Origin of the sequence: Hymenobacter setariae, assembly GCF_007713685.1 — a bacterium.
GTDB lineage: Bacteria > Bacteroidota > Bacteroidia > Cytophagales > Hymenobacteraceae > Hymenobacter > Hymenobacter setariae.
In genome coordinates, this window is record NZ_VMRJ01000001.1 from 124,520 (window position 1) to 136,888 (window position 12,369).

Below are 12,369 nucleotides of genomic sequence, written 5' to 3' on the forward strand. Positions count from 1 at the left end.
TTTTGGTAAGGCTGCGCATGCGCTTGATTATAAATAGAATATTTGATGAAAAACATGTTGAAGCCGCTGGCCCTAGTCGTAAGTATTAGCGCGCTAGCTGCGTGCGGCTCGAAGCCCGATACTGCGGCTAAGGGCGGCAAGCCAGCTGGCCAAGCGAGCAAGTCTACCGCCCCAGCCGCCCCCGCTAATCCCGACCAAGTTGCCGTCAGTGCCGCCCAGATGCGGGCGGCGGGCATCGAGCTAGGTAGCTTCGAGCGCCAGAATATGACGACTGAGGTGCAGGCCAACGGCTCGGTGGAAGTGCCGCCCCAAAACCGAGTTTCCATCACGGCCATCCAGGGCGGCTACGTGCAAACGGTGGCCGTGCTGCCCGGCGAGCACGTGGCGGCCGGCGCTACGGTAGCTACCTTGCGCTCGCCCGAGTATCTCACCATGCAGCAACAGTACTTGCAGAGCAAGGCCAAGGTGCGCTTCCTGACCGAGGACCTAGAGCGCCAGCGCATCCTTGATGTGGAGGACGTGGGCGCCAAGCGCAAGCTCCAGCAGGCGCGCGCCGACTTCGCTACCGAGCAGGCCACGCTGCGCGCTACAGCCGCCCAGCTGCGACTGCTCGGCATCTCGGTAGCGCGCCTCGATGCCACTGGGCAGCTTCAGAATAGCGTGCCCCTTACCACGCCTATTTCCGGCTACGTGAAGGCGGTGAACATCAACCCCGGTCAGTACGTGAACCCCCAGGATGTACTGGTAGAAGTGCTCAACCGCGACGACCTGCACCTCGAGCTGAAGGTGTTCGAGAAAGACGTAGCCCAAGTGAAACTTGGCCAGAAAATTCTGTTTCGGGTGCAGAATGTAGACCGCGGCGAAGAGCTTACGGCCCGCGTGTTTTTGGTCGGCAAAGCCTTTGACGACAATGCGCGCACTGTGCGCGTGCACGCCCACCTAGAGCCCGAGCGCCGCGACCTGCTGCCCGGCCAGTTTGTGGCGGCCCGCATCCAAACGGCCGGCGCCCGCGTGCGTACCCTGCCCGAAAGCGCCCTCATCCAAGCTGGCGACCTTAGCTATGTTTTCCGGCGTGTAGGGCAGGACTCGGGGCGCACGGCCTTTCGGCGCGTGAGGGTGCGCGCTGGCCAGCCTCAGCACGGCGACGTAGCCGTGACCGTGCTCGACCCGTTGCCCGATACCACCCAACTGGTGCGCCGGGGTGCGTATTTTCTCGACGCCGAGCTGCGCAAGGGGGCTGATGATGAGTAGGTCAGTCGCATGGCCTTTGTAGTCCGAGCTACTGTTCGCCATCAACTATTCTGCGCTCGCCGTAGTTAGCGGCTAAACCCTTGCTGCCTGCCATGCCCATTCGCCATTACCCCACGCTGCACGCCTACGTCGAGGCCAACCGCCGCACCCGCGCCGAATACGACGATGAAGTGCTGCCGCTGCTAGAGGGCGCCCTGCCGCCCGACCTAGTAGGCACGCTGCTGCGTAATGGCAACGGCCACTTCGAGCAGCACGGCGTGCCGTACGAGCACCTATTCGATGGCGACGGCATGGTGGCGCGCTTTCGCTTCGATGGGCGGGGCGTGACGTACCGCAACCGCTATGTGCGCACCCAGGAGTATGTGGCTGAAGAGAAAGCCGGGCGCATGCTCTACCGCAGCTTTGGCACCAACCTACCCGGCGGCCTGCGCGCCAATTTTGGCAAAACGCAGTTTAAGAACACCGCGAATACCAGCCTCGTCGAGCATGGTGGCCACCTGCTGGCGCTGTGGGAAGGCGGCCTGCCGCACCGCCTCGACCCTGACACGCTGGCCACCCATGGGCGCTTTGACTACGACGGAGCGCTGCGCAACCCGTTTTCGTGGCTCGACCGGCGCATCACGCCCGAACTACCTTTTTCGGCTCACCCTAAAGTGCACCCCACCACCGGCGTGCTGCATAATTTTGGCACCGTAGCAGGCTCTCAGCACCGCTTGGCGCTCTACGAGGTGAGCCCCGCAGGCGAGGCCCGGCTGGCTCACGCGTTGCCCATGCCAGCCGCCACCTTTGCCCACGACTTTGTGCTGACCCAGAGCGGGCACCGTATTTTCTTCCTCACACCGGTAGCGTTTGATGTGGTGCGGGCGCTGGCGGGCATTACTTCGCCGGCCGCCTCCATCAAAGTAGACCCTAGGCAGGCCACCCAGATAGTGGTAGTGGGGCCTACCGGCGAGGTGCAGCGCCTCGAAACCGAGTTTGGTTTCCCGTTTCACTTCGTGAATGGCTACCAGGATGCCGATGGCACACTCGTGGCCGACGCCCTGCTGATGAATACCTATCCCGATTCGCTCAGCATCAAGGCCTACTTAGCTGGCAACCTGCCCGACGACGAGCCCTTGGCCAAGTTCGTACGCTTCCGCCTCAACCTAGGGGCCGGCACCGTAACGCGGCAGCAGCTGTCAGACTATGAGGGCGAACTGCCCGAGGTAAACCCCCAGTGCGTAGGGCAGCCTTACCGCTACACCTGGGCTATTGGCCGGCCGCCTAGCCACCCGCTGCCCTTGCTCGACCACCTCATCAAGCTTGATGTGCAAACCGGCGCGGCGTGCCATGCTTATGAACCCGCCACGCTAGTGAGCGAGCCCGTTGTCATTCCGCGCGAAGGAGCTACGGCCGAAGATGACGGCTACTTGATATACCTGCGCTTCGACGCTACCACCACTACCACCGACCTCATAGTGGCCGACGCAACCGACCTGCACCTACTAGCCCGCCTGCGGCTGCCGCACAACATTCCGCTGGGCTTTCATGGCCTGTGGCAGCCAGCCTAGGTAAGCGCAACTCAAAGAATGAGAACCAAGGTGCCTCCAATGATGAGCACCGCACCTAGCGCAGCCTTTAGCGTCAGGGTTTCGCCCAGAAACACCACTGATAGCACAATGGCAATGGCCACGCTGAGCTTATCGACCGGTGCCACCTGCGACACTTTGCCTAGCTGCAAGGCTTTGAAATAGAATATCCACGATAAGCCCGTGGCCATCCCCGATAGTCCTAGAAAGAGCCAAGTGCGCGGGCTCAGTTGAAATATGTCGGCCGGATTGTCTTTGGCTAGCACAATGCCCCAGGCCACCAGCAGAATAACCACCGTGCGAATGGCCGTGGCCAAGTCGGAGTTGACGCCTTTGATGCCGACTTTGGCCAGCACAGCCGTGAGTGCCGCAAACACGGCTGAAAGCAACGCGTACCACCACCACATAAATTGTTAATTATTAGTGGTTAATTGTTTAATGATTCAGGTGTGCAGACATAAGAAGTCGGAAAAAGACTGTTTGGTCATGCAGAGCGTAGCGAAGCATCTCGCGTGGCGCAGTGATTTCTCACGCCAACAACGAAGCGAGCGAGATGCTTCGCTACGCTCTGCATGACAAATGCTGTTTTCAACTTCTTAAAAACCAGTTTCAATACTAACTTACAGCTCGCCGAGCTTGCGGCCGTGCTGCCGACCTAGGAGCGGGTGCTTAACCTGCCCAATTACCTGCGAGCTATAAATGCCCCGGTGCCCCGAGAACAGGTAAGCCACCACGCACGCTAGCCCTAGGTACACGCCCGCGTGGCTACCAAACAGCTCTAGGCCCATGAGCAAGCAAGCTAGGGGTGTGTTGGCCGCGCCCGCAAAAACTCCTACAAAACCCATCCCCGCTAGCAGGGCCACCGGCAGCGGCAGCACTCCCGCCAGCGCCGAGCCGAGCGTAGCTCCAATAAAGAAAAGCGGTGTGACTTCGCCGCCCTTATAGCCCGCACCGAGCGTCAGGGCCGTCAGAAGAAGCTTCCAGGCAAAGTCCTGGCCGCCCAGCTGGTGCTGAAAGGCCTCCACGATAACGGGCACCCCTAGGCCAGCGTATCGCGTGCCCACTGCCCATAGTAGCAGCGCCACTACCACGCCACCCACCACCGGCCGCAGCGGCGCATAGCGCAGCCGCCCAAATAGCCGCGAGAGTGCGTGCGTGAGCGTGGCAAACGCTCGTGCTGCTAGCCCAAATAGTGCCCCTGCCAGCAGCGTGGCGGCCAGTCCAGTCGCCGTCAGCGGCAGCGCTGCCAATTCTGGATACGCGGTGTGGCCCACTCCCCAGGCTCGCGTCACGACATCGGCTACCACAGCAGCCAGGAAGCTCGGCAGGATAGCCTCGTAGCGCACCCCGCCCAGTAAGAATACTTCCAACCCGAATACGGCCCCCGCCAACGGTGTACCAAACACCGAAGCAAAGCCCGCACTCATGCCCGCAATGAGCAGCAGGCGGCGGTCGCGCCGCAAGCGCAGCCCGGCCGGCAGCCAGTGCCCTAGCTGGTCGGCCAGGGCCCCGCCCATCTGCACAGCCGTGCCTTCACGGCCCGCCGACCCACCAAATAAGTGCGTGAGCAGGGTGCCCCCTAGCACCAGTGGCACTAGCCGCAGCGGAATGCGGTCGCTCGGCGCATGTATTTCATCCAGAATTAAGTTGTTACCCTTCACTACGCGGTTGCCGAAGCGCTGGTAGGCTAGGCCCACCGCTAGGCCCCCTAGGGGCAGCAGCGCCAGTGCCCAGGGGTGCGCCTCGCGCCAAGCTGTGACCCACTCCAGCGTCACCAAAAAGCCCGCCGACGCTGTGCCAGCCAGCAAGCCTACTAGCCCGGCCAGCACCAGCCAGCGCCCCACAAACCGCACCGTGGGTGCTATAGTCAAGGCTCGCCCCGCAGCCAGCAGCCGGGGTGCAGATAAAAAGTTAGGAAGAACAGCCACACCGCGAAGTAACAAGCCAAGCGGCGGCCCAACGCCTAGGCAACCGGCCAGCGCCCCCTAGGCACCAAGGCTAGCGCACCCAAAACAAAAAGCCCCCGCTGAAACAGCGGGGGCTTTTCGCTACCCTAGGCTTGGCTGCCAGGGCAGCCAGGTTCTCTCCAGGTCCTAGTGTAAGTCGGCGACTAGCGCCCACTGCTTTTAATAAACCGCGCGCTCTGGCCCGTGGCCGCATCGCGGAGAAAATACATTCCACTGGGCAGGTTGCTTACATCGAGCTGCTGCCGCTGGCTGGCGCTGATATCGGCCACCTGCACCTGCTGGCCTTGCTGGTCGAATACTGACAAATGAGTGCCGGCCCGACCAGTCACATTCACGACGCTAGTGGCCAGGGTGGGGTAAGCCGAGAGGCTAGCAACCAGCCCAGCATCTACCGTAACTACGGGGCTAAAGGTCTCGGCGCCCGTGGCATCTACTTGGCGCAGGCGGTAGTAGTGCAGGCCAGTCGCGTGGGCATCTACAAACTGGTATTTGCGTGCTTGGGTGCTGGTGCCCGCGCTCTTTACTTGGCCCAGTGAGCTGTAATTGCTGCTGGGGCTTTCGGCCCGTTGTACTTCAAAGTAGTCGGTGTTTTGCTCCGAAGCCGTTTCCCATTTCAGAGCTACGCCTGTAGTAGTAGTTTGTCCCTGAAAGGTAGTGAGCTGCACGGGTAGGGGGCTTACCGTACCATACACGGCGTAGACATCCACGTTTGAGCTCACGTTGAGCAAGGCCCCTACGCGCAGCTCCAACTGGTCGAAGGGCTGGGTGGCCGTAAAGCTTATTTTATTGCTTGCGTCATTCCCGGGGAGGAGGTTCACATTAACAGAATTATCGGTCAGCGATACCTCCTGCTGCATTTGCGTAGGAACTTTGCTGGTATAGGTGCGAATAACCATGCGCCCAAGCACCGAGGCATCAAGCACGCCTGAGGCTGGCTTTACATAAAGCATGGCCTGCTGGCCGGGCTGGATAGCAGCTGGGAAGGTTACTCGCAGTGCCGCTCCGCCTATAAGGGTAGGTTTGAGCGTAGCTGCAGTGGCCAGCGACTCATCTACTGCTTGGTCTGGATTAACAGTGTTGAAAGTAGGAGAATCGGAGTAGGAGCGGGCCTGAACCTGGTTTTGCGCTGCACAGGGCAAGGCCGCGAAACCGGCTAGCAAAAGACCAAGAAAAGAAGAACGAAGGCGGAGAGTAAAATTGAACATAAAGAAGGACAAGGATAGAGTACGTGCCCTCCTTTACAAACCCGTTGCCAAACTCGTTTTTATACTTATTGTGCTACTTCGTATCGGCAAGTTTTCATAAACATCAGCTTTATCGCACTAATATGAAAATTGAAATCTCAAAATGGGAAAAATAGTACTCCCAAAATAGTATGGCAGTCACGTCTTTTCGGCTAATGACAGCAAGTACTTGCTTAACGGCTCCTTTTTCTATGCCAATAATAGCCCTAGGTTCGGGCAGTTGGCGTAAAGCGACGCAGCCGCAATGAATTGGTGAGTACCGATACTGAGCTTAGCGCCATGGCCCCAGCTGCTAGCATAGGCGAAAGCAACCAGCCTGTAGCTGGATACAGTAAACCTGCCGCAATAGGTATTCCAATAGTGTTGTATATGAAGGCAAAAAATAGATTTTGCCGGATGGTGCGCATGGTGGCACGCGACAGTTCAATGGCCGTAGCTACCCCCTGCAAGTCGGGGCGCATAAGCGTGATGCCCGCTGCCTCAAGTGCTACATCAGTGCCGGTGCCCATAGCCATACCAACATCGGCCCGGGCTAGCGCGGGAGCATCATTGATGCCATCGCCAACCATTGCTACCGTGCGCCTTTCGGCTTGAATTTCTTGCACTTTTTCGGCTTTATTTTGTGGCAATACTTCCGCGAAATAGCGCGTGATACCGGCTTGTGCGGCGATGGCAGCGGCAGTCTGCGCGTTATCGCCCGTTAGCATTATTACGTCAATGCCTTGTTTCTGTAGCGCACGAACGGCGTTCAGCGAAGTTGGACGTATCTCATCGGCTAGACCCAGTACGCCTGCCACCTGGCCATCAACCGCTGCGTAGAGTACCGTTCTGGCCTGAGCTAGTAAGCCTGCGGCGGCTTGCTGGGCATCGGGCGATAGGGCAATGCCAGCTTCGCGCAGGAGGCGCTCGTTGCCTAGCAGCACCGCGTGGCCAGCTACGGTAGCTGCCGCGCCCTGGCCCGCTATGGCCCGAAAGCCAGTGGCTGCAAGCAGGGGCGCCTGCTGGCTGTCGGCATAGCGCACCACGGCGGCGGCCAATGGGTGCTCGCTTTGGCGCTCTAGGGCCGCTAGTAGAGGCAGAAGGGCGGCGGCCTCATAGCCAGGCAGGGCCACTAGGTCAGTGAGGGCGGGCTCACCGCGGGTAAGGGTGCCGGTTTTGTCCAGTAGAACAGTATCTACGCGGTAGGCTTTTTCTAGCGCTTCTGCGTTGCGAATTAGAATGCCATAATCGGCCCCCTTGCCGGTGCCTACCATAATGGCCGTTGGTGTAGCCAGGCCCAAAGCGCAGGGGCAGGCAATAATCAGCACTGATACAAAGGCCGTAAGGGCTAGCGGCAGCCGCGTATCGGTAGGAGCTAGCGCTAGCCATAGTCCTAGGGTGAGTAGCGCTACCCCCAGCACCACCGGCACAAACACGCCACTCACGCGGTCGGCCAATCGCTGAATGGGCGCCCGGCTACCTTGGGCGTCGCTCACGAGCTGCACTATTTGAGCCAGCATAGTATCGCGGCCCACTTTCGTAACCCGGAAGCGAAAAGCGCCAGTCTTGTTAATAGTAGCGCCATATACGGCATCGCCCGGGTTCTTCTCGACCGGCAGGCTCTCGCCGGTGAGCATGCTCTCATCGAGGGTTGAAGAGCCAGTAGTGAGCTGACCATCGGTGGCCACTTTTTCGCCGGGGCGTACAGCTACTAGGTCGCCAGGGCGCAGGTCAGCCACGGGCACGTCTTCCTCGAGGCCGTCGGGGCGCACTAGGCGAGCGGTTTTAGCTTGCAGGCCCAGCAATGCTTGCAAGGCAGCAGAAGTTTGTTGTTTAGCGCGGGCTTCCAGCACCTTACCTAAAAGAATGAGCGCAATGATCGTAGCCGTAGTGTCGTAGTAAACGGCCGGCGCTAGGCCGTGGCGCCGAAAAAACTGTGGCGCCACCGTAGCTACTAAGCTAAATAAGAATGCAGCACCCGTACCCAGCGCAATCAGGGTATCCATGCTGGCCGTGCGGTGGCGCAGGCCATTCCAAGCCGCTACATAAAACTCGCGCCCGCTGTACAGCAGCACTGGCAGCGTGAGCAGCAGCAGCCCATAATTGAGGGCTGGCTCGGGCACGCGGTGCATCAAAGCTGGCCATAGCATGAGCATGCTCAGCGGCATGATGAGGGCCGCCAGCCCAGCCGCTACCCAGAACCGGTGGCACAACTGCTGATACGCCAATAGTTTGCGGGCCGCTAGCTCTTCATCGCTAACGTCGACTCCAGCAATATTCGCTGTGGCGGGCGCCGCCGTGGGCTCGGCTACGTGGTAGCCCGCCGCCTCCACGGCAGCCTTAAGGCCAGCGCGGTCGGTGGCAGTGGGCGAGAAGGCCACCGTGGCTTTTTCGGTGGCCAAGTTCACTTGGGCGCTCTGCACACCGGGCGTGCGCTTCAGGGCGCGCTCCACAAAGTTGGCGCAGGAGGCGCAGGTCATGCCCTCGATGGCGAGGGTAGCAGTTTCGACCGGGCCGGGCGTGGGCTCGGCTGCGGCCGGTAGGGTAGGTGAAAGGGGTTGCATGGCAAAAGGCCGCGTAAGCGCGGCGGTAGGTAGAGCAGGATTTAGCGCCCGCGTCGCTTCGAGTATACAACAGCAAAAGTGGCGGAATAGGCCCCCTAGGCGGGTACATAATTGCGAAGCCAAGGCCACAACATTTCGGTCCCGTTCTTTGCGGGCATGTCCGATTTTCGCCTGCGGGTATTTGCTGCTGTGGCCCAGCACCTGAGCTTTACGAAGGCTGCCCAGGAGCTTTTTATTTCGCAGCCTGCCGTGACCAAGCACCTGCATGAGCTCGAAAAGCAGTATGGCCAGCGCCTGCTGGCTCGGCATGGCAGCCGCGTGGCCCTCACCGAAGCGGGCTGCCTGCTGCTCGCCCACGCCCAAGTAGTAGTCGCCGCCGAGCAGCAACTCGACGACCAGCTGCTGGCCCTGCGTGACCCCGACGAGGCCGTGGGCCGCCTGCGCCTAGGGGCTAGCACCACCCTGAGCCAATATGTGCTACCGGCTTGGTTGCCTGCTTTCCAGCAGCGCTACCCGCAGGTGCAGCTTACGCTGCTGAATGCTAACTCTGAGCGCATTGCGGAGGCGCTGCTGCGCGGCGACCTTGACCTAGGCTTCGTAGAGGGCCGCTCGAAGAGCCGCGACTTGCACCACGAGCTGTTGCTGCCCGACGAGCTGGTAGCCGTGCGCCGGGCCACGCCTGCCGGCCCACCCTTGGCGCCACTGCCGCTGGCTGAGGTGCTGGCCCACCCGCTAGTGTTGCGCGAACGCGGCTCAGGCACCCTCGAAGTGTTGGAATTTGCCCTGCGCGAGCACAAAATCAAGCTTAGCAGCCTGCAGGTAGCGTTTCACTTCGATAGTACCGAGGCCATAAAGGCGTACCTAGGCGCCGCGCCCGATGCACTAGGCTTCGTGTCGCGGCAGGCGCTGAAGCGCGAGTTGGCAGCAAATCAGCTTGAAATCGTGCCTATCGCGGGCTTAGTGCTGCCCCGGCAGTTTGAGGCAGTGTGGGTACAGGGGCAGCCTCTAACACGGGTAGCTCAACGGTTTTTGAGCTTCAGCCAGCAGCAAGTATTAGCGCAACAGTTATAACTTTAGGTTATTAATAATAATAATTAGCAATTATCTTGTGGTAAGTAGGTTAAGTACCTTTGAGGCGTCAGAAATACTTGCTTCATGCCTACTCTACCTGCTAAGGCCGCCCCGGCTGCAGCATCTTCCAACTCCAGTTTCTTTCGCAGTTTTCACACACCTCATCTTTTGTGGGGGCGCCCCATTACGGTAGGGCAGGGCGTATTCCACCTGTTGTTGCTGGCGTGTCTCACGCCGTGGGTTACGCCGCCCCTAGCGCTGGCGTTGGGCTTAGTGCTCGCCCAAACAATTGGCAATCCTTTTGTGGCGCAAACCAAGGCCTTTACACCTAGGCTATTGCAATTTTCGGTTGTCGGCCTAGGCTTTGGTATGAATGCGCACGCCGCCGTGCAGGCTGGTCAAGAGGGTATTTTGCTTACAGTCGGGTCCATTTTCGGCACGCTCGTTTTGGGCTTCTTCGCCGGCAAGTGGCTGGGGCTCGGGCGCCACGTGGTACACCTTATCTCGTGCGGCACTGCTATTTGTGGAGGCTCAGCTATCGCGGCCATCGGGCCGGTGCTGGGGGCCGAGGACGATGCCCTGTCGGTGAGCCTAGGCACAGTGTTCGTGCTGAATGCGGTGGCGCTTTTTGCATTTCCGCCTATCGGCCACGCGCTGCACCTCAGCCAGCAGCAGTTTGGGCTGTGGTGCGCCATTGCCATCCACGACACTAGCTCGGTGGTGGGGGCCGCGGCAGCCTATGGCAGCCAAGCCCTCGAAGTAGCCACTACCGTAAAGTTGGCGCGGGCGCTCTGGATTATCCCCGTGGCCTTTGGTACGGCGATGGTCTTCAAGCAGAAGGAAGCCAAGATTACGATTCCCTATTTCATCCTGGGCTTCATCGCAGCCATGGTGTTCAATACGTATGCGCCGGCCTACGTGCCCGCTGCTAAGGCCCTAGGTCCCTTTATGGTGCGCCTGGCAAAAGCAGGCCTCACGCTTACTCTATTCTTCATTGGAGCAGGCTTGTCGGTTAGCGTGGTGCGCTCGGTGGGCGGGCGGCCCTACGTGCTCGGCATGCTGCTATGGCTCACAGTTTCGATAGTTTCGCTCTGCGTTATCTGCCAAGCAGAGCACCCTTAGGCACGGGTGCGCATGCGATGGCTTCAGGCAAAAATCTTGACTTGCTCGCCCTTGCGCCTGGTGCGCAGGTGCTGGCGAATAATCTGCTGTATGTCCTTGTTATCGGCATACGGCTGCACAGCTTGGCGAAAATCAGCCAGTTTGCGCGCCGTAAACGTCTCATCGACGTAGCCAAACCCAACGTAGCGCCCGTTTTCGACAACCACCAGCGACTTTTCGTCGGCTCGCCGCCCGCTGCCGATTACTACAAACGACTCATGCTCGTAGGTGATGCTATCGATGGCCTCGTCCACGCGCTGGTTATAGGTTTCGGGCGATTCTTGGCCCACACAAGCACCTTGGCAGCGGTGTACTTGGTAGTCGAAGCACGCGCCTTGCGTTTTGTAGAGGCCGCACAGCTTTTGGCATAGGTTGTATTTCGCAACCTTATGATAGAGAAAGCCCTGGGCCTTATACTGGTTGCCGAGCGCGATAATAGGAATTTCCGAGTTGCGGGCGTCGGCGCGGCCGTAATAAAGACACTTATAGCCGTTTTCGTCGGTCTTGAGATAAATGCCCGCTGGAAACACTGAGCGCCGCTGCGCCCGATTGTACGCCGGCTTTAGCTGCTTGATGAGATGCGACTCGTAGAGCAGCGCCACTAGCTCCGAGCCGGTAAGCTCCCAGGTGATGTTGGCGATAGAATTTTTAAAGTCTAGGCTCTTGCGCGACTTCACATCTACCGCGAAGTGCTGCTGAATCCGCTTGTAGATATTGATGCTTTTGCCCACGTAAATGACCTCGCCCGCCTCGTTGTGGAAGTAGTACACGCCCGTTTCCTGGGGAAGTGCCGCTACTTTTTCGGGAGTGATGAGCGGCGGCAACAAAGCTGTTTTGATGGCCTGCGCCATGGCAGCCACGCGGCGGGGGCTGGGCTTTTTTTCCGTGGTTTCGGGCTTGCGGCCAGCTGGGGCTAGCGCATCGACGCGGGCTAGCGTGTCAGCGGCATTAGCTTCGGCTGCGTCGCTCTCCTGGGTTATTTTGAGAAGGCGGTCAAACAGGATGGCGGTGGCTTCGGCATCGCCGGCAGCGCGGTGGCGGCCGTTGAGCGGGATACCGATATTCTGGCACAGCTTACCTAGGCTGTAGCTCGGCTGCCCCGGAATGAGCGACCGGCTCAAGCGCACAGTACACAGCGTTTTGCGCGAATAATTGTACCCTAGGTCGGCAAATTCCTTCTTTAGAAAGGAATAGTCAAAGCGCACGTTGTGAGCAACAAATACGCATCCTTCAGTCATCTCTACCACCTTGCGCGCCACCTCATGGAAGCGCGGCGCATCGGCTACCATATCATTGGTGATGCCCGTGAGCTGAGTGATGAAGGGCGGGATACTGCGGCCGGGATTAATCAGCGTAGTATAGGAGTCAACCACCTGCTGGCCGTCGTGCACAAAAATGGCCAGCTCAGTAATGCGGTCATTAGCAGGCTGGCCGCCGGTGGTCTCTAAGTCGATAATAGCGTACAAGGGCAGCGATAAGTCGGGGAGCAGAATGCTAACAAAGTTAGGGCCCGCGTTGGTTGCCTAGGGGCACAAAAAAAGCCCGCCGGTAGGGCGGGCTTTTC

Annotated in this window: 9 protein-coding genes; 4 read left to right on the forward strand and 5 right to left on the reverse strand. The window is 59.6% G+C overall.

The window, feature by feature from the left end; translation table 11 throughout:
- Window positions 1-45: 45 nt before the first annotated feature.
- Both FNT36_RS00495 and FNT36_RS00500 read left to right on the forward strand, forming a co-directional pair.
- Complete coding sequence (locus FNT36_RS00495) at window positions 46-1,251, forward strand: efflux RND transporter periplasmic adaptor subunit (RefSeq protein ID WP_144842899.1); 1,206 nt, start codon at window positions 46-48, stop codon at window positions 1,249-1,251.
- Window positions 1,252-1,343: 92 nt separating this feature from the next.
- Complete coding sequence (locus tag FNT36_RS00500) at window positions 1,344-2,801, forward strand: carotenoid oxygenase family protein (RefSeq protein WP_144842901.1); 1,458 nt, start codon at window positions 1,344-1,346, stop codon at window positions 2,799-2,801.
- A gap of 11 nt (window positions 2,802-2,812) precedes the next feature.
- Here FNT36_RS00500 and FNT36_RS00505 read toward each other — a convergent pair whose 3' ends face one another.
- From FNT36_RS00505 to FNT36_RS00520, 4 genes are all read right to left on the reverse strand, one after another.
- Window positions 2,813-3,226, reverse strand: coding sequence for an EamA family transporter (locus tag FNT36_RS00505; RefSeq protein WP_144842903.1), 414 nt, complete (start codon window positions 3,224-3,226; stop codon window positions 2,813-2,815).
- A 213-nt stretch (window positions 3,227-3,439) separates the two neighbouring features.
- Window positions 3,440-4,747 carry a chloride channel protein gene (locus tag FNT36_RS00510; protein ID WP_317129585.1) on the reverse strand — a complete coding sequence of 436 codons (1,308 nt, stop codon included), beginning with the start codon at window positions 4,745-4,747 and terminating at the stop codon, window positions 3,440-3,442.
- 182 nt (window positions 4,748-4,929) lie between these two features.
- Window positions 4,930-5,946: a T9SS type A sorting domain-containing protein gene (locus tag FNT36_RS00515; RefSeq protein WP_233635569.1), complete on the reverse strand. Its 1,017-nt coding sequence runs from the start codon at window positions 5,944-5,946 to the stop codon at window positions 4,930-4,932.
- Window positions 5,947-6,236: 290 nt separating this feature from the next.
- Complete coding sequence (locus FNT36_RS00520; RefSeq protein WP_144842908.1) at window positions 6,237-8,573, reverse strand: heavy metal translocating P-type ATPase; 2,337 nt, start codon at window positions 8,571-8,573, stop codon at window positions 6,237-6,239.
- Between the two features lie 156 nt (window positions 8,574-8,729).
- On the opposite strand from FNT36_RS00520, the gene FNT36_RS00525 reads away from it, so the two are divergent.
- A complete protein-coding gene (locus tag FNT36_RS00525; protein WP_144842910.1) occupies window positions 8,730-9,644 on the forward strand; it encodes a LysR substrate-binding domain-containing protein in 915 nt (304 codons plus the stop codon).
- Window positions 9,645-9,728: 84 nt separating this feature from the next.
- Entirely contained in the window at window positions 9,729-10,766 is a 1,038-nt protein-coding gene (locus FNT36_RS00530; RefSeq protein WP_144842913.1) for a YeiH family protein, read from the forward strand.
- Window positions 10,767-10,789: 23 nt separating this feature from the next.
- Here the strand turns inward: FNT36_RS00530 and FNT36_RS00535 are convergent, their stop codons facing one another.
- A complete protein-coding gene (locus FNT36_RS00535; RefSeq protein ID WP_144842915.1) occupies window positions 10,790-12,271 on the reverse strand; it encodes an exonuclease domain-containing protein in 1,482 nt (493 codons plus the stop codon).
- Between the last annotated feature and the right edge of the window lie 98 nt (window positions 12,272-12,369).